Origin of the sequence: Arthrobacter sp. 4R501, from assembly GCF_002929755.1 — a bacterium.
In the GTDB taxonomy this organism is placed as follows: Bacteria; Actinomycetota; Actinomycetes; order Actinomycetales; family Micrococcaceae; genus Arthrobacter.
The window spans coordinates 81,127-98,454 of the sequence record NZ_PJIW01000001.1 but is presented as its reverse complement, the minus strand read 5'-3'; the positions used below and the strand labels follow the sequence as shown (position 1 = coordinate 98,454).

The following is a 17,328-nucleotide window of genomic DNA, read 5'->3' as shown; positions in this document are numbered from 1 at the left end:
CTGGTGCCTCCTTTCCGGGTTCAGGTTCCGTGGGACGCGTGGGCTCCAAGGCGGAGGTTCACGGTGACAGTGGTGCCAACGCCCAGCTCCGAGGTTACGTCAATGCGGCCGCCGTGGCGTTGGACGATGTCCTGCGTGATGGCGAGCCCAAGCCCGGTGCCCGGAACCGCCCCGGACATCGCGTTCGAGGCGCGGTAGAAGCGGGTGAAGATGTGGGCTATCTCGTCGCTGGAGATCCCTATCCCGCTGTCCGAGACGCTGACCGTCGCCCAGCGGGTGCCGTCTGCATCTGCCCGCGTCAGGCTGACGACGTCGATCTGTCCGCCGCTGGGGGTGAACTTGATGGCGTTGGAGACCAGATTCGTGAAAACCTGCTGCAGCTGAACCTCATCGGCAAGGATTTCCTGATCCTCCGAGGCGTGGGCCATCACAATGGCGACGTTCTGCACTGTCGCGAGCGGCCTGAGCGCGGCGGTGACGATCTCCAGAGTCCGAGCCAGCCGGACAGGGGTCAGGTGCAGCGGGCTTTGTTCATGCCCGTTGCGGGAAACGCTCAGCATGTCTTCGATCAGCAACCGCAGCCGTTCCGTGTTCCTGACCACGATGTCCAGCATCTGGTGGACCTCGCTGGACACGGGATCGGACGTATTCTCCTGGATCATGTCCAGGTACGCCATGATCGATGTCAGCGGCGTGCGGAGCTCATGGTTGACCGTGGCCAGGAAGTCGGTTTTGGCTTTGTCCAGCTGCTGGAGTTGCTTGACCACCTGCTGCTGGCTGGTGATCAGGTGGCTTTGGATCAGGCCGTGGGCGGTATTGCCTGCCACGTGCTGGATCAGTGCCAGCTCGGCCCGCGACCATTCCCTGGGCGAGTTAAGCAGGGCGATCCAAATAATTCCCAGGGACGAGCTGCCGTCCCCCATTGGGACGGCCACGGATGCCGCGGCGCGCAGCTTCGCGAGTTCGGCCGGCAGTTGGACGTCGCCGGTGCCCAGCGGTGCGAATGCTCCGTCAGCCGTCAGGGCCTCAGCCCGCGACCACAGTGCGTCAGCCGTCCTGCGCACCGGGTCTTCGTCCGTGAACAATCCTTCGGGCAGCGGAGCCAGGCCGGGCCGCTGCCACTGGGCGGTGATGGGTGGCACCCTGTCGTCGTCGAATGTGGTCAGCCAGACGCGGTCCGCGCCGAACGTCTCGCCGAACCCCCTGACCACAAAGTCGGCGATCTGTTGCGGATGGTTGGTTCCGCGGACCGCCGCGGATACCTGCCGCAGCCTTTCGCGGAGCGTCTCCGCTTCCTGCCGCGCTTCGTTCCGGCGGGAGACCAGGTTGATCAGGGCTGTGGCGCGGTGGACGAGTTCCTTGGCAGCAGGCGGCTTGGCGATGGAGTCCCGTACGCCGGCATGCTCCACTGACTTGACCTCTGCCGGACTGTCAAGATCCACGAGGACCAGCACAGGGGCGGTCGCGTCGACGTCGGAGAGTGAACTGTCCAGGATCAGGACGGAGGGCTCGCGCTGGTCCAGAAGCGCCGACAGGCTGGCCGCGTCGCCGGCAGTTTTGACCGTGAAGCCCGCCGCTTCCAGTGCCGCCCTGGTGAATTCCCGGCGCCCGGCGTCGGGGTCCGCAACGACAGCCAGGTATGGCACGGTTGCGAAATGTGGTGTGACCGCTGGCAAGCTGTCCCCCTTCGCTCCTGAGTGAGCACACGTTTGCTCCTGACTGAGTACATTGTAGGGTGACGGAGCACACCTGTTCCTATAAGAATGCGCGGAGGGTAATCGTGACGAGTCAGCCTGCAGAAGCGGACGAGGCGGACCTGACGCTGGATGAACGGGGTGTTATCCAGCTGAAGTGGCCGCGGGGTGTGTCCATCACGGAACCCGACGCCGAGGCGGCCATGCAGAAGGTCAATGACCTGTGCGGGGCCCGCCGGCTCCCCATGCTGGTGGATATGGCCACCACGGCCCAGGTCAGCCGGGGAGCCCGTACGGTTTTTGGCCGCCCCTGCCAGGCCTCCCGCATTGCGCTGCTGGGGGCGTCGCCCGTGGACAAAGTACTGGCCAACTTCATCCTGGGCATCAGCAAACTGCCCTGCCCCACCCGGTTCTTTACGTCCCGCGACGACGCCATGGCCTGGCTGCTGAAGGAGCCCTCGGCCACCGCCTGAACGGACCCGCCCGGCCAAACCGCTGCGAAATGTTCGGCGTCCTATATTTGTACAATGCCATCCCCAGCGAAACCGGTGCTCGCCGCCTTGCGGAAGTACTTGATCCTGCCCAAACTGATCAGGCTTTCCTGGTCGGCTCCCAAAAACAGGACCGTGGCCTGGGACAGGTATTGGGCCGGAATCGCCCGGACAGGCGCCCACAGTGACGTGCTGTGGGACTCCGGCACGGACCAGGAGCTGCGGGGCTACCGGGACATCCTGCAGCGGCACTTCGATCCCAGCCTTCCCGTGGTGGATGTGGGGTGCGGGCACGGCGCCTTCAGCCGCGCGCTGACTGCTTTTTCACCGCAGGTGCTGGGCGTTGACGTGTCTGCGCACGCGGTGGCCCGTGCCCGGGACGAATCGGCCGGCGTTGAGGGTGTCAGCTACCTGGTGCGTGACATGACCGAGCTGGGGGCGGCTTCCGGGCTGGTGGGATCCACGGATGCCAACGTCTTTGTCCGTGGCGTGCTGCATGTCCTGACCGAGGCCGATCAGGCCGCGCTGATGGAAAATCTGAGGCAGCTCGTGGGCGCCCGCGGCGCAGTCTTCCTGGCGGAGACTAACTTCCATGGCAACCCGGTGGAATACGTCGTGCATCTGGGTGCGTCGCTGCGGAGCATCCCGGCCCCGCTGGAGCTCGCGATCCGGACACTGCCCATGCCGGGCCACTTCGGACCGCAGGAGCTCGCCCGTGTGATGCCCAGGGACCGGTGGACGCTGGTGGAGGACGGGGCCGCGACCATCGAGACCAACCCGCTGATGGACGCCGGGGGGAACAGCCGCATACCGGGTTACTTTGCGGTGCTCAAGGCCAAGGATCCCGACGCCGGCAGGTAGGGGGCGTCCTATGATGTCCGCATGCCGGATTTGGCAAGCGCTTTCCCGAAGTTGGCTGGCATGATGGACCGCATGCGCATTCTCATCGCTCCGGACAAGTTCAAGGGCTCGCTCACCGCTGCGGAGGCCGCCGCCGCCATCGCCGAAGGTGCGCTGCGCGTCTACCCGGACGCGATCGCCAACCAGTTTCCAATCGCCGACGGCGGTGAAGGAACCCTGGAGGCTGCCGTTTCGGCCGGCTACGAGGAGCGGCTCAACGCCGTCGTGGGTCCCATCCTCGCCCCCGTGGGCGCCGCCTGGGCCATCCGGAAGAACGCCGACGGCGGTGCTACCGCCGTCATCGAGACGGCGCAGGCCTCCGGCCTGGCCGAGATGGAGCCCACCCCCGCCAACGCCCTGCGGGCCCACAGCTACGGCTGCGGGCAGCTGATCGCCGCGGCCCTCGACGCCGGAGCCACCGAGATTGTGCTGGGCCTGGGCGGATCGGCCATGACCGACGGCGGCAGCGGTGCCCTGCGTGCGCTGGGCCTCAAGCCCCTGGACGCCGCCGGCCACGTTGTTCCGCTGGGCGGCGGATCACTCGCCGACGTTGCAGCCCTCGACACCACCGGACTGGACCCGCGGCTGTCCGCCGCCTCGTTCAGGATCGCCGTGGACGTCCAGAACCCCCTCTATGGCGCCACAGGCGCGGCCTACGTCTTCGGGGCCCAGAAGGGCGCCGACGACGAGGCAATGGAACAGCTCGACGCCGGTCTCCGCAACTGGGCGTCTGTACTCCGGGAGGCCACTGGCCGGGACGTCAACATCCCGGGAGCCGGGGCGGCGGGCGGCTTCCCGGCGTCGTTCCTTGCCTTCACCAACGCCCGGCTGGAAGGCGGGTTCGCGCTCGTCGCCGGGCTCACCGGCCTCGCGCGCCAACTGGACAACGCCGACCTGGTGATCACCGGCGAGGGTTCCATGGACTCGCAGTCGCTGACCGGCAAGGCCCCCATCGCGCTCGCCGACGCAGCCCGGGAACGCGGGATCCCGGTGATCGTGGTGGCGGGGCGGATCATGGTGACGCCCGAGGACCTCGCGGCGCACGGCGTGGTAGCCGCCGCGCAGCTGCTGGATGTCGCGGCCAGCCCGGAAGACGCCGTCGCCAACGCGGCAAAACACCTGGCCTGGGCTACCAGCCAGGTTCTGGAAGGCGCCTGAAGCCAGCCCCCCGGCAATAAGCGGCCCCGACGGCAAGCGCCCCCGGGCGGCGCTGGGCTAACTGCTTGGGCGGCGGGTGCCTAGGCACGCGCCGCCCAGGCCCCGGTCGGAGCAAGGACAGGGAGTGTTCATGCAGCTTCAGCACCAGTCCGCGCTTCACCGGCCACGGCGCGGCCTTGCTGATGGTGGCATCGCGCGGATCCTGGTCCTGCGGCGCAGCCTTGCCCACGGGCTTGGATTCGGAGGACCCCTTCTGGAAAAGGAACACGGTCAGGATCACATACATGGCCATCTGCAGGAACTCGGATTCCCAGTTTTCAAACGTGGCCTCCAAAAAAATGTCCCGTAGACAGGTAGTCCAGAACCGTGACTCCCGGCTGCCCGTGGGCCGCCTGGTCGTCGCTGTACGCGGCAGCTCCGGAGAGGATCATGCCAGCAAAAAACGCCAGGAAAAGTCCGGCGTTGGCGAGCAGAAGCCCGTGTTCCTTGGCCCACGTGCGCATGTGCACTCCTTCGAATGAATCCCCCGCAGCTTGCTGGTTTGTTGGCCTGGCTATTGTTCGGCTGCGCGTCTATTGAGCCGTAGCGGGACGTAGATCAGCAGCACCAGGAGGACCGCTAGCAGGATTCCGCCGGCGGTCAGGCCGGCGGTGCGGCCGGCCGTCACATCAAAGACCAGAGCGGCTGTCCCGACACTGAGCATCCCCACGCCGGCCAAGGCAATTTTGGTAATGGTGTCTGCGCTGGAGACCAGGGTTTCCTTGAGCCTTTGGCGGAAGAGCCGGCGGTGGACGCTGACGGGCAGCAGGATAAAGGCGGTGGTCAGGGTCGCGATAACGACGTTGACGAGGTAGAGGCCCACCTGGAAATTGTCCAGGTCCTCGAACCGCTGCTGGAACGGCAGCGTCAGGAGAAAACCGGCCAGGATCTGGACGCCGGTCTGAAGCATCCGGAGTTCCTGCAGCAACTCAGACCAGTTCCGGTCAAGCTGCTCCTCGCGGGTTTCATTCCGGCCGGTGCTGGCGGTGAAGTCCTCCGCATCCGACATGTTTCTCCTTGCTCCAGGGCTAGCGTGTGCTCCAAAACTAGGCTGAAGTTGCGCCAAGGGCAACGTTTGATAAGTTTACTTATTATTTGCCGATTCAAATGATGAGGGCACGTCAGATTCACATCCACAACAAGGAGGAACCATGAGCCAGGACAACCAGGGCACGGAACCGGACGAGGAAGTGGGCGGCTACGGCACGCCGACGGCGGAACAGGAGCTGGGCGGCGCGGAGACGAATGCTCCCGTGGTCGAGCCGGGCGAACCGCCCGTCCCGCGCGATGCCGTCGTGCCTTCCGCCGAGGCGGAGATCAACGACGCCAACGCCGATTCGCAGGGTTCTGGACCCTTCTCGTCGGAATCCGGACAGGATGCTGCCGGCCTGCCGGACGGCAGCGGAACCGACCGCGCCAAGAACAAATCACCGAACGACGACGGCGACGAAAGTTTCGGCGCCGGGTAAGCACTGTTCTGTGCCCGGACTGCGGTTTTTATGTGGGTGGACCGCGCCCAGGGGGCCTTCACCGGACGTATCCTAGAAGCAGGTTTTGCAGTGGGCCACGCGTTTCGAACCTAGGCGTGGAACATGGCCGCGGAGACACCGGGGGAGCCGGGCTGGGAATCGCTTCCCGACCCCCAGGATGTGGTGTTCGACAGCACGGATGTTGAAGACTTCCTTGCTGCGGTTACCCGCGAGTTCATGCGCGACATCGAAGGCGATTCCCGCGGGATCAGCTGGGCTGCCACCTTCTTCCGCCGCGGATCGGCCCGAACCGCCGCCGCCGGCACCCCCGCGGCCCGCGCCGCAGACGAAGAACAGTGCTCGTTTGCAGACGGACCCGTGCTTGAGGCCGTGCGCACGGGGGATTTTGTGCACCTGGCCGACGTCGCCCGCGACCGGCGATGGCCGGGCTATGCCAGTGCTGCCGCGGACCACGGCGTCAGATCGCTGCTGTCAATGCCGATTGCGGCCGCCGCCGGCTGGAGCGCCGCACTAAGCCTCTACGCGTCCACTCCCCACGCCTTCACCAGCGAGGACATCATCAGGACGCGCCGGTATGCGCGGCAGGTTGCCCGGTCGCTGTGGATGGTGGTACGGGTGGCGGAGCGGGCCGAAGCCGGCGCGCAACTGGCGGTAGCCCAAAGCTCCATGGTGCTTATGGACCTGGCAGTGAGCGCCCTCAAATCCGATTACGGACTCGGCCATGAGGCGGCCCTGCAGTACCTCCGGACCGTCGCGCGGCACACCCGCCAGGGGCTTCGTGAGACCGCCTTGAGTATTGTGGCTGCCTCGCGCCTGGACCCGGCCGGACGTGGCCAGGAAAACGCCCCTTTCCGGGGACTCGCTGGACTTGAAACCCCCTCCCTCAGCGAGGGACCCTACAAAACAGGGAGCACGGCATGAACGTCTGGAAACAGGACATTGCAGCCAAGAACACCGCTGTGGAACCGGCGCCCCACCCGTGGCACCGCCTCGTGGCACTGGGCGATTCCTTTACCGAGGGGATCGGGGATCCCGAGCCGCGCAGCGAGGGTGGTTTTCGCGGCTGGGCGGACCGCGTGGCCGAGGAGCTCAGTGGAAACCAGCCTGATTTCGCCTACGCCAACCTTGCCGTCCGGGGCTTGCTGGTACAGCAGATCCTCGACCACCAGCTTGCCGCGGCGGTCGCCCTGAAACCTGACCTGATCACGCTCTCCGCCGGCGGTAACGACATTGTTTTCCGGCGCAGCGATCCTGACCGGCTCGCAGAAAAAATCGACGACGGTGTGGCACAACTGGCTAGGTCCGGCGCCACAGTGGTTCTCTTTGCCGGGCCGGACTGGGGTGCGACGCCGGTCTTCAGCCAGATCCGCGGCAAAGTGGCCATCTTCAATGAGAACCTCCACGCGGTGGCGGCCCGCCATGACGCGGTCATGGTTGACCTGTGGTTCCTGCGCGAACTGTCGAACCCGGGCATGTGGGATCCGGACCGGCTGCACTTCTCACCACTGGGGCACCACACCATCGCCGCGGCCGTGCTGAAGGCACTGGGTGTCCCGCACACGCTGGAGCCCCTGGCGCCCAAGCCGCCGCTGCCCCGCAGCTGGAAGGAAGCCAGGACCGAGGACCTCATCTGGGCACGGGAATACCTGGTTCCGTGGGTGATCCGGCAACTGAAGCACCCCGCAGCAGGGGAACTGACCGCCAAGCGTCCCGAGCCGCGGCCGGTCTTCGGCGTCGGAACCCCGCCCGGACCATTCATCGGCGGTCACGCGGCCTGACGCAACAGCCTGACCCAACAGCCGGACGCGGGTGCGGACGGGTCAGCGCTTCTTGTGCGCGCGTTTCGCTGCTGCGTTGACGGCTGCCTTGACGGCGGGAGGCAGGCCCGCCTGATCCGTTTCCGGTTCGGCCACCGAGCCGCGTGCCTTCGCGATGGCTTTCATGCCGTGGTAAATCACCAGGGCGGCGGCGGAGCCCAGGGCGATGCCCGTGAACGTCAGCTCCCCGATGGTCCACGTGTAGTCGGCAATGCCGATGATCAGGGCGACGGCGGCGGTGGTCAGGTTCACGGGGTTGGAGAAGTTCACCTTGTTCTGCACCCAGATCTTGACGCCCAGGATGCCGATCATGCCGTACAGCATGGTGGCCGCTCCGCCCAGCACGCCCTGCGGGACCGTGGCAATCAGTTCGCCGAATTTCGGCGAGAAGCTCAGCGCAATGGCGAAGACGCCGGCAACCCAGTACGCCGCCGTCGAATACACCTTGGTGGCCGCCATAACGCCGATGTTCTCCGCGTACGTGGTGGTGCCAGAGCCGCCGCCGATGCCAGCGAGGACCGTGGCGGCACCGTCGGCCATCAGCGCGCGGCCGGAGACGCCGTCGAGGTTTTGGCCGGTCATGGCCGCCACGGACTTTACGTGCCCGATGTTCTCCGCAACGAGGACCAGCACCACGGGGACAAAGAGGCCAAGCACGCCCACGTGGAATTCGGGGGTCTGGAAGTGCGGCAGGCCGACCCAGGCGGCGGCCTCCATTTTTTCGTAGCTCACTTCGCCGCGCAGCATGGCCACGAGGTACCCCACCACCACGCCCACCAGGATGCTGAGCCGGCCGACAATTCCGCGGAAAAGAACGCTGACCAGGATGATGGTGGCCAGCGTGATCACGGCGGTGACGGGGGCGGCGTCGAAGTTCGTTTTCGCCGCGGGGGCAAGGTTCAGGCCGATCAGTGCCACGATGGCGCCGGTGACGATGGGCGGCATCAGCCGGTTGATCCAGCCCGCGCCGAACTTCTGCACGATCGCGCCGATCAGGGCGAGTGCGACGCCGGCGAGCACCACTCCGCCCAGCGCGCCGGGCACGCCGAACTGCTGCTGGGACGCCATGATGGGCGCGATGAACGCGAAACTGGAACCGAGGTAGCTGGGAACGCGGCCCTTGGTGATCACCAGGAACAGCAGCGTGCCGATGCCGGAGAAGAAGAGGGTGGTGGCCGGCGGCATGCCGGTGATGATGGGCACCAGGAAGGTGGCTCCGAACATGGCCACGACGTGCTGCATGCCCACGCCGATGGTCAGGGGCCAGGCCAGCCGCTCATCCGGAGCAACCACATGGCCGGGCTTAATCGATTTGCCGGTACCGTGGAGCTTCCATTTCATTCCGAGCATGCTCATGGTCGGGGCCTTTCAAGGGGGTGCCGCTGGGGCTGGGATCTTCCGGTGCAACAATACCGCGCGGCCCGGTCCGGGTTCAGCAAGCGCTGTCGAGTGCCTTCCGCGCGATCCTCAATACTTCCCAGGCCAGCTCATTGCTGGGCGCGTACGGGGTGAGGTTTAGCGGTCCAGGTGGATACGCGAGATTAATGGTCAACTGGCGCCTGGCGTCCGGGGTTGTCAGGGCCATCGTTCCGTATCCTGCCGTGTCGCCCGCGTGGCCGTAGTAGAAGCCGCCTTCGCAGGCGTCGCCCCACCGGTCGAGGCCCAGCCCGTAGCCCTCGGGCGCCAGCAGCATCTCCTTGACGGTGTCGGGCTTCAGGAGCCGCCCGTCCATGAGCCCAGCGTAGAACGTGTTCACGTCGCCGACAGTCGAGACGAGGCCGGCCGCGGTGTTGCCGATGAGCCCGGCCAGGTACGCAGTGTCCAGCCGAACGCCGTCGACAGTGATGTAGCCATGGACCATGTTTGCGGGTTCCGGACCGGGGCCGGTCATATGCGTGCCGGTCAGCCTGAGGGGGTCGATAATGTCTGACCGGAAGATCTGGGCGATGGGCTGGCCGCGCAGGCGCTGCACGATGAGGCCAAGGGCAACGTAGTTCGCGTTGGCGTAAAGCATGCGGTCGCCGGGCGTCAGCACCCAGGGCACGCTCGCTGTCAGGGCAAGAATTTCTTCAGCCGTGATGGGCTGCGTCAGCGAATGCTGCAGCGTGCGCGACGTCAGCTGCGGGTCGTGATAGTTGGGCATTCCGCTGGTGTGGCGCAGGAGATGCTCCACCGTGACAGGGCCTGGCGGCTTCATCAGGGTGTCGAATTCGGGGAGGTGTCGTCCCACCGGGTCCTGGAGCTGGATGATGCCTTCCTCGACGAGCTTGAGGACCGAAACGGCGACCATGGACTTGGTGACACTGGCGACGTGGACCGGGTCGGTGACCTCGGCCGGCGTCGACGTTTCGAGGCTGCGGACCCCGCGAGCCGACGAAAATGTCTCGCCGTCGATCCGCGCCTCGATCAGGACTGCCGGGGCTCCGAGGTCCAGCATCCTCTTGCTGAATTCCGCCAGGATGGTCCGGTATGTCACGGACGCTCGGGTGACCTGCACAGGCGCCGGCGGTGCCGCTGTGCAGCCCGTCAGCACGACTGCCACGATGGCGGCCAGAACGGCGGAGAACCGGATCCGTGATGGGCGATTCCGAGGCTCCGACATGTCTTCACGTCCCTGCTGGGGTCGGGCGGCGCAGGGAGCACGATCAGGCAGGCTGCGCCTTTACCGCCCATGTTCCTCAGGCTTTCTGGAGGGGTCAAGCAGAAATCCCGCCTCCGCTGTGGTGAACGTCACCAGCCGTATTGGGAAGAGGTCCGGCCTGCTTGAAGTTACAACTAAGGAAAGCAGACCGCCGGCCCATCATTTGCGATGAGCGGCCCAGCGAAAGGTACGCCATGACTATTGCCCACGAAGAAGCGGTTATCGATTCGGCCGCCGTCGACGCCATTTTTGCCGAGGCCCGCACGGCCAACTCCTTCACCGGTGAGGTGACCGAGGACCAGGCCCGCGCCATCTACGAGCTCACCAAGTTCGGCCCCACGGCTTTCAACTCCCAGCCCCTCCGCGTGACTTACGTCCGCTCGGACAAGGCCCGCGCCACGCTGGTGGACACCCTGGCCAACGGCAACAAGGCCAAGACCGCCTCCGCGCCGCTGGTTGCCATCCTCAGCTACGACACCGCCTGGGCCGAGCAGTGGGACAACTTCCTCCCCGAATACAACGCTCCGAAGGCCATGTACGACGCCGCCCCGGACCTGGCTGCGTCCACCGGCAACAACAACGCGCATCTGCAGGCCGGCTACTTCATCCTGGCCGTCCGGTCCCTCGGCCTCGCCGCGGGCCCGATGACCGGAGCCGACTTCGGCGCCATCGACGCCGCGTTCTTCCCGGCCGGCGACCAGAAGAGCTTCCTGGTGGTCAACATCGGCCAGGCCGGCGCAGACGCCTGGGGCGCAGCGAAGCCCAAGTTCAGCTACGAGGATGTTGTCCGCACCGTCTAACGCTCTCTCACATAATGCGGTTTTAACACCGACGCTCTCTCACTTTCCTCAGGAAAGTGAGAGAGCGTCGGTCATTTAAGCGCACTTAGTGAGAGAGCGTTCGTGTTACCTGGCAGGCTAGGCGATGACGCCGTCCACCAGCGCCTTGGCTTCCGCCTGGACCTGTTTGAGGTGCTCTTCGCCCTTGAAGGACTCGGCGTAGATCTTGTAGACGTCCTCGGTTCCGGACGGGCGCGCGGCGAACCAGGCGTTCTCCGTGACCACCTTGAGCCCGCCGATCGACGCGCCGTTGCCGGGCGCCTCGGTCAGCTTGGCGGTGATGGTTTCGCCGGCGAGTTCCGTTGCAGTGACGTCCGACGGCGAGAGCTTGCCGAGTGCCGCCTTCTGCTCCCGCGTTGCTGCTGCATCAATACGCGCGTAGACGGGGGCGCCGAACTGGTCGGTCAGGCCCTTGTACAGCTGGGACGGTGACTTGCCCGTAACGGCGGTGATCTCGGAGGCCAGCAGCGCCAGCAGGATGCCGTCCTTGTCGGTGGTCCAGACGCTGCCGTCCAGCTTGTTAAAGGAAGCGCCGGCAGATTCCTCGCCGCCGAACGCGCCTTCGCCGGACAGCAGCCCCGGCACAAACCACTTGAAGCCCACGGGGACCTCAACCAGTTTGCGGCCCAGGCTTTCCGCCACCCGGTCGATGATCGAGGACGAAACCAGGGTCTTGCCCACCACCGAGTTGGGGTTCCAGCCGCTGCGGTTGCGGTAGAGGTAATCGATGGCGACGGCGAGGTAGTGGTTCGGGTTCATCAGGCCACCGTCGGGGGTCACGATCCCGTGCCGATCGGCGTCGGCGTCGTTGCCGGTGGCGACGTCGAACGCGGCTGAACTGCCGCCGTCGGACATCCTGTTGATCAGGGAAGCCATGGCGAACGGCGAGGAGCAGTCCATCCGGATCTTCTCGTCCCAGTCCAGGGTCATGAACGCCCACTGGGGATCCACGGTGGGGTTCACCACGGTCAGGTCCAGGTGGTGGCGCTCGCCGATCTCGCCCCAGTAATCCACTGCAGCCCCGCCCATGGGGTCGGCGCCGATGCGGACACCGGCCTCGCGGATGGCGTCCAGGTTCAACACGGACGGGAGGTCGTCAACGTAGCTGCTGAGGAAGTCGAACTTGCCGGTGCTATCCGCGGCGAGGGCGTCGGAGACGGGGACGCGCTTCACGCCCCGCAGGTCGTTTTCGAGGAGTTCGTTGGCGCGGTTGGCGATCCAGCCCGTGGCGTCGGAATCGGCCGGGCCGCCGTGCGGAGGGTTGTACTTGAAGCCGCCGTCTCCGGGCGGGTTGTGGCTGGGCGTGACCACAATGCCGTCCGCTTCCGGAGTGCCGGGCTGGCGGTTGTTGTTGTATTTGAGGATGGCGTGGCTCAGTGCCGGTGTGGGGGTGTAGCCGTGCCGCGCGTCGATCAGCACGTGTACGCCGTTGGCTGCGAGAACCTCCAGGGCGGAGTTCTGCGCCGGCTCGCTGAGGGCGTGGGTGTCCTTCGCCAGGAAAAGCGGGCCGGTGATGCCCTGCCCGGCGCGGTATTCCACGATTGCCTGCGTGATCGCGACGATATGTTTTTCGTTGAACGACGCCTTGAGGCTCGAGCCACGGTGCCCGGAAGTGCCGAACGCCACACGCTGGCCGGGATCACCCAGATCCGGCGTGATGTCGTAATACGCGTCGAGGAGCGCAGTGATGTCAACAAGGTCCTGGGGTTGGGCAACTGTGCCCGCGCGGCTAGCCATGGCACCAGCATGCCAGACGCGGGCGGGAGTCAAAACGCCGGGTCCATAATCCGGCCCCTATGACGCGGAAAAGTCCCCGCCAGACGCTTGGCAGCAAGTAGTTAAAGCAAGTACTGGCCCCAAAAGTACCTATATACCGGCTCCCCGCGGCGCTGCTACGTTCGGAAAACTGAGGAAAGAATGCCCGACGGCGGGGAGAGCCGCCGTCGGGCTCTGCAGTAAGTGTCTGGCACTGCAGTAAGTCGCACACTGCAGTGAGTTGGCATGCGGGAGCCAGGGGGTAGGTCATGGGGGCAGGAGAAGGCGCGGCCGAGCAGTCGAGGCTTGCTGCAGAACGGGTGCAGCGGCTGAAACGCCAACTCGATCACGCCGAACGAGCCACGAAGCCGTGGGACGCCGGTGCTATGGGCGAACGGCTCGTGGCGGACAGTTTGAGTCTGCTCATTCCGCACGGCTGGTACCTGCTGAACGACGTCCGCTGGCCCGGGCGGCCCAAAGCCATCCTTGACCATGTGCTGGTGGGTCCCGGCGGGGTGGTGGTGGTCGATGCCAAGAACTGGACCGGCGAGGTCAGCGTCGCCGCCGGGGTCCTGTGGCAGGGCCGGTTTGCCAGGACGCAGTCGGTTGACGGGGCATTGGCGCAGTGCGCCGCCGTCGCGTCCGTGCTGGCGCCGCCCCACCGGCGGTTCGTCCGCCCGTTGATCTGCCTCACCGGGCAGCCGGACCTCTTCGGCATCACCAATTCAGACGTCGCCGTGGCAGGAGCAGACCGCGTTGTTGCTGCCGTCCTTGCGCTGCCCCGGGTGCTGGACCAGCGGACCGTGGTGGGCCTGTATGCGCACCTCGGCGAGCAGCTCACGCAGGAATCTGCGGCGGAAAGTCCTGCGGTGAACTCGCTGACCGTGAAGCCTCTGACCGTGAAGTCACCGACCGTTAAGCCACCGACCGTGAAGTCACCGACTGTAGAGCCGGCGGGCGGAGGGCCGCCGGTGGCTGGGCCGCCGCGGTCCGGGCAGACAGGGGGCCAGAGCGGGCCCCGGCAGCCCGCCTATCGCACCCGCCGTGGGGCGCGCAGTGGGACGGGCAGCGGCGGCTCGGGACGCGCCAGGAAGTCGAAGGCGCAGCAGGACGCGGCCAGTGGAATGACCCGGCTGATGTTCCTGGCTGCCTTTGTGGTTTTTGCTGTCTACGTACTGCCGTATTGGGGACGGTAGGACTGGATGAGGGCGGCTGTAGGCCTGTAATGCAGGCGGCGGTAGGCTGGGAAGCGAAGACTTCGAATGGGGAAAATCATGACTGACCAGCCAACTCCGCGCCCTGATTCGCAAGGGTCCGGTGCGGGACCCGGCGATTCGCCGGCAGGCTACGAGCCGCCGCAGTTTGTGCCGCCCCATGGCCCAAGCATTCCGGCGCCGCCGCCGTATGACCAGAACCCGTACGGCCAGAATCAGTTTGGCCAGGACCAGTACAGCCAGAACCAGTACGCCCAGCCAGGCCACTACAACCAGCCAGACCAGTACAACCAGCCTGGCGATCCGTACAGCGCCACATATGCCCAGCCTGCAAGCCCCTACGGCCAGGGTTCCAGCCCTTACGGCCAACCGGCGTACGGACAACCCGCGTACTACGGTATGCCAGCCCAGGAGCCCAAGGGCCTGAGTATCGCCAGCATGGTGCTCGGCATTTCCTCGGTCATCCTTGGCTGGTTCATGATTCCGCAGATCGCTGCAATCATCACCGGCCATCTGGCCCTCCGCCGTGAACCCTCTGGCAAGGGCATGTCCATCACCGGGCTGGTCCTGGGCTACCTTTGCCTGCTGGGTTACGGAGCGTTCTGGCTGCTCCTGATTATCGGGCTGACATACGCTTCCAGCTACGGGTACTGATCCCGGGCTAAAGCAGGATGCCAGGCAGGGGAAAGGCCCCCGTCAGGGGGCCTTTCTTCAGGTGGGCCTGACTCGCAAAATCAGACCCTCTCGCGCCTGCGCTCAGCGGCCGGTTCCTGGGCTTCGTGGGTCCTCCGGCGACGCGGGAAGGCCCAGAAGGTGAAGTCCTGGGCCGTGTAATGCGGCTCCGGACGGTCCGGCGGTGTTTCCTGGCGCGCTTCGGGTTTCCGGTCGGCTTCTCTCTTGTTACGCCACCCGAAATCCTCCATCGATGAATAGCACATCACAGACCTCCTCATAGTGACTGCCCTTTAATCGTCCTCCGGATCGGCCCCGGAGTCGACACCCCGGAGCCGATCAAACTGGCATCAGAAGCCGAGCTGGGCCGCCACCTGGAGCAGGAGCAGTTCCGATCCCGCCCGCCCTACAAGCTGGATCCCCATCGGCAGGCCATGCGCAGGTTGCCCGCCGGTCCAGTGCACGGGAATGGTGATGGCAGGCAGGCCGCAGACATTCACCATAGAGGACCACGGGGCGAATTCGCACTGCCGGCGGTAGTCGCCGTCGGCGTCCCCGGGCCATTCTGCTGCCGGCCACGGTTCGTCGCCGTGCGTGGCGCCGGTAAACCAGCCCACGGGGCGCGGCGTCTGCGCCAGGGCCGGCATCAGCATCAGGTCCCAGCCGCCGTACTGCGTGATCGTGTCACGTTCGAATTGCCGCAGGAACGCCACCGATTCATTGAGTTTTGCGGCGCTGCGCTGCTGGGCCCGGCGTCTGAAGGTGCGGGTCAGCGGGGCCAGAAGTGCTTCGCGGTGCGGACTAATCCGGGCGGTTCCGACGCCGGCGGTCCATGCGGTGGTGAAGGCGTCCGGGTAGCGGTTGTCGTAGCGGATGGCGGCTTCGCTGACGGCGTGCCCGGCATGCTCCAGCATTTCGGTGCCAGCCTGCAGGGCGGCCAAGGCTTCGGGTTCGGGCGTGAACGGAAATGTGGCGAACCAGGGGCTGTCCAGGGTCAGGCCGATGCGCAGCGGGCGCGGCTCGTGTGCCACGGCGTCGAGATAACTGCTGTCACGGGACGGTGCCAGAGCATCCATCAGCAGGGCCGAGTCGGCTGCGCTGCGGGCCAGGGGCCCCGCTACAACCAGGCGGGCGGGGTCGCCTGAGCTCTCGCCCGACGGCACCACGCCGCGGCCGGGTTTGAGTCCCACGAGGCCGCAGGCGGCGGCCGGGATGCGGACCGAACCCCCGCCGTCGGTCCCTGGCGCGAACGGAAGCAGGCCAGCGGCCACCGCGGCAGCGCTGCCTCCCGAGGAGCCGCCGGAACTCCGGCTCGGGGCATGGGGATTGCGCGACGGCGGTGCGATGCGGTTTTCGCTGTAGGCCGTCAGCCCAAACTCCGGAACCTGCGTCTTGCCCAGTGAGACCACGCCAGCGGCCTTGAGGACTGCGGCGAGGGCGCCATCGGCGGGCGCCGGTTTGTGGTCAAGTGCAGCGCTTCCATGGGTGGTCACCACGCCGGCGACGTCGGTCAGGTCCTTGAATGCCGCCGGCATGCCGTGCAGAAGTGGCAGGGCGCCCGCGCTGCCTCCGGAGTCCCGCGCGGAGTCGTTCCCGGAGTCTTTTCGGAACTGGATGAACCGGGCATCGGCGGCGGCTGCGTCGGTCATCGCCTGATCCGCCGTGACCGTGACAAAGGCGCCCAGCAACGGGTTCTGCTCTGCGATCCGGGCCAGGAAATGGGCTGTGGCTTCCCGCGCTGAGAGCTCTCCCGCGCGGAGCGCATCCCGGAGCCGAACAGCCGGCAGTTCATGGATGTCAGCCAAGGAAGCGAGGCTCCAGGCGCCTCTCGGAAGCCGTGGTTCCATCCGCTCCACCGGCTTCCGCGGTGACGATGTAAGCGCCCTTGCCCCGTACCTCGGCAACCGCTTCCACAAGTTCCGTGCCGTGGTAGACCAGCCCCACGCCGTCGTCCGTGCAGTGCGTTTCCCCCAGCATTCCGTCAGCCACGAGCCGGTGCACCAGCGGTCGCCGCCTTTCCTCTGAGTCGTAATGGACGCCATTGGCGTACGGGAGGAAGGCCAAGCCATTGGTCACTGCACGCAGCTCCGGCCCAAACGAATCAGTGGTGCCGCCCTGGAACCAGCAGATTGATCCGGCCGAAACCCCCGCCAGCACAACTCCGTGCTGCCACGCGCGGTGGAGGATGCCGTCCAGCCCGTGGGCACGCCAGACGGCAAGCAGGTTCACCACGGAGCCGCCGTTCACCCACACCACGTCCTGTTCCAGCAGATGCGCCTCCGGGTCTGCGTGGTTTGGCATGGTGAAGAGGTTGAGGTGGCTGAAGTCGAAGCCCGCCAGCCGCGCGGCCTCATCCATTTCCGCATTGAACCCTCGTTGATCTCCGGCGGCCGTACCCACGTGGGTGACCCGCGGCGGCCGTCCGCTGGCTCCGGAAAGCTCCACGGCGTAGTGCAGCAGGCGGTCAAACTCCAGGCGTGTTCGAACACCCTGCCTGTAGCCTCCAGACGTGGCCAAAATGGTGGGCTGCTCAGCGGGCAAGGATCCTCCTACGGTCTTCAACAGCGTAACTTGTCCCTGGTTTCGGGATCGGCGCGATCGGCTGGCGCTAGGCTGGA

At 66.2% G+C, this 17,328-nt stretch carries 18 protein-coding genes; 9 read left to right on the top strand and 9 right to left on the bottom strand.

What is annotated here, in order from left to right; genetic code table 11:
• Positions 1-20: 20 nt before the first annotated feature.
• Positions 21-1,646, bottom strand: a complete 1,626-nt coding sequence (locus tag CXR02_RS00520; protein ID WP_258060647.1) for an ATP-binding protein — start codon at positions 1,644-1,646, stop codon at positions 21-23.
• Between the two features lie 134 nt (positions 1,647-1,780).
• Between CXR02_RS00520 and CXR02_RS00515 the strand changes: the two genes are divergently transcribed.
• From CXR02_RS00515 to CXR02_RS00505, 3 genes are all read left to right on the top strand, one after another.
• Positions 1,781-2,167 carry an STAS/SEC14 domain-containing protein gene (locus CXR02_RS00515; RefSeq protein ID WP_104060206.1) on the top strand — a complete coding sequence of 129 codons (387 nt, stop codon included), beginning with the start codon at positions 1,781-1,783 and terminating at the stop codon, positions 2,165-2,167.
• Positions 2,168-2,221: 54 nt separating this feature from the next.
• The gene (locus tag CXR02_RS00510; protein ID WP_181037085.1) at positions 2,222-3,046 is read left to right on the top strand and encodes a class I SAM-dependent methyltransferase; all 825 of its coding nucleotides are present in this window, start codon (positions 2,222-2,224) and stop codon (positions 3,044-3,046) included.
• A 72-nt stretch (positions 3,047-3,118) separates the two neighbouring features.
• Positions 3,119-4,243 carry a glycerate kinase gene (locus tag CXR02_RS00505; RefSeq protein WP_104060374.1) on the top strand — a complete coding sequence of 375 codons (1,125 nt, stop codon included), beginning with the start codon at positions 3,119-3,121 and terminating at the stop codon, positions 4,241-4,243.
• Here CXR02_RS00505 and CXR02_RS23130 read toward each other — a convergent pair.
• Genes CXR02_RS23130 through CXR02_RS00495 form a run of 3 tightly spaced genes read right to left on the bottom strand, consistent with a single transcriptional unit; the run spans position 4,215 to position 5,291 of the window.
• A complete protein-coding gene (locus tag CXR02_RS23130; RefSeq protein ID WP_308470653.1) occupies positions 4,215-4,577 on the bottom strand; it encodes a DUF6766 family protein in 363 nt (120 codons plus the stop codon). The two genes, CXR02_RS00505 and CXR02_RS23130, sit on opposite strands and share 29 nt — an antisense overlap.
• Positions 4,561-4,746 (bottom strand): DUF6766 family protein, encoded by a 186-nt coding sequence (locus tag CXR02_RS23125; protein ID WP_308470652.1) that lies wholly within the window; start codon positions 4,744-4,746, stop codon positions 4,561-4,563. The genes CXR02_RS23130 and CXR02_RS23125 overlap by 17 nt, the downstream gene beginning before the upstream one ends.
• Positions 4,747-4,796: 50 nt before the next feature.
• Positions 4,797-5,291, bottom strand: coding sequence for a DUF6328 family protein (locus CXR02_RS00495; protein WP_104060204.1), 495 nt, complete (start codon positions 5,289-5,291; stop codon positions 4,797-4,799).
• Positions 5,292-5,433: 142 nt separating this feature from the next.
• Here CXR02_RS00495 and CXR02_RS00490 point away from each other — a divergent pair, with 142 nt between their 5' ends.
• From CXR02_RS00490 to CXR02_RS00480, 3 genes are all read left to right on the top strand, one after another.
• Positions 5,434-5,751: a hypothetical protein gene (locus CXR02_RS00490; protein ID WP_104060203.1), complete on the top strand. Its 318-nt coding sequence runs from the start codon at positions 5,434-5,436 to the stop codon at positions 5,749-5,751.
• A 123-nt stretch (positions 5,752-5,874) separates the two neighbouring features.
• On the top strand, positions 5,875-6,693 hold the full coding sequence (locus CXR02_RS00485) for a GAF domain-containing protein (RefSeq protein ID WP_104060202.1): 819 nt from the start codon (positions 5,875-5,877) through the stop codon (positions 6,691-6,693).
• Positions 6,690-7,550, top strand: a complete 861-nt coding sequence (locus tag CXR02_RS00480; protein WP_104060201.1) for an SGNH/GDSL hydrolase family protein — start codon at positions 6,690-6,692, stop codon at positions 7,548-7,550. Before CXR02_RS00485 ends, CXR02_RS00480 begins: the two co-directional genes overlap by 4 nt.
• A 42-nt stretch (positions 7,551-7,592) precedes the next feature.
• On the opposite strand, the gene CXR02_RS00475 is transcribed toward CXR02_RS00480, so the two are convergent.
• Complete coding sequence (locus tag CXR02_RS00475) at positions 7,593-8,945, bottom strand: uracil-xanthine permease family protein (protein ID WP_104060200.1); 1,353 nt, start codon at positions 8,943-8,945, stop codon at positions 7,593-7,595.
• A 76-nt stretch (positions 8,946-9,021) separates the two neighbouring features.
• A complete protein-coding gene (locus tag CXR02_RS00470; RefSeq protein WP_104060199.1) occupies positions 9,022-10,191 on the bottom strand; it encodes a serine hydrolase in 1,170 nt (389 codons plus the stop codon).
• A gap of 233 nt (positions 10,192-10,424) precedes the next feature.
• Between CXR02_RS00470 and CXR02_RS00465 the strand changes: the two genes are divergently transcribed.
• Entirely contained in the window at positions 10,425-11,030 is a 606-nt protein-coding gene (locus CXR02_RS00465; protein ID WP_104060198.1) for a malonic semialdehyde reductase, read from the top strand.
• 117 nt (positions 11,031-11,147) lie between these two features.
• On the opposite strand, the gene pgm is transcribed toward CXR02_RS00465, so the two are convergent.
• Positions 11,148-12,806 carry a phosphoglucomutase (alpha-D-glucose-1,6-bisphosphate-dependent) gene (gene pgm, locus CXR02_RS00460; protein ID WP_056347655.1) on the bottom strand — a complete coding sequence of 553 codons (1,659 nt, stop codon included), beginning with the start codon at positions 12,804-12,806 and terminating at the stop codon, positions 11,148-11,150.
• Between the two features lie 287 nt (positions 12,807-13,093).
• On the opposite strand from pgm, the gene CXR02_RS00455 reads away from it, so the two are divergent.
• Entirely contained in the window at positions 13,094-14,020 is a 927-nt protein-coding gene (locus CXR02_RS00455; RefSeq protein WP_104060197.1) for a nuclease-related domain-containing protein, read from the top strand.
• 78 nt (positions 14,021-14,098) lie between these two features.
• The gene (locus CXR02_RS00450; RefSeq protein WP_104060373.1) at positions 14,099-14,692 is read left to right on the top strand and encodes a DUF4190 domain-containing protein; all 594 of its coding nucleotides are present in this window, start codon (positions 14,099-14,101) and stop codon (positions 14,690-14,692) included.
• A gap of 368 nt (positions 14,693-15,060) precedes the next feature.
• Here CXR02_RS00450 and CXR02_RS00440 read toward each other — a convergent pair whose 3' ends face one another.
• On the bottom strand, positions 15,061-16,515 hold the full coding sequence (locus CXR02_RS00440) for an amidase (RefSeq protein ID WP_104060195.1): 1,455 nt from the start codon (positions 16,513-16,515) through the stop codon (positions 15,061-15,063).
• Positions 16,508-17,251 carry a peptidase E gene (locus CXR02_RS00435; RefSeq protein WP_104060194.1) on the bottom strand — a complete coding sequence of 248 codons (744 nt, stop codon included), beginning with the start codon at positions 17,249-17,251 and terminating at the stop codon, positions 16,508-16,510. Before CXR02_RS00435 ends, CXR02_RS00440 begins: the two co-directional genes overlap by 8 nt.
• Positions 17,252-17,328 lie beyond the last annotated feature (77 nt).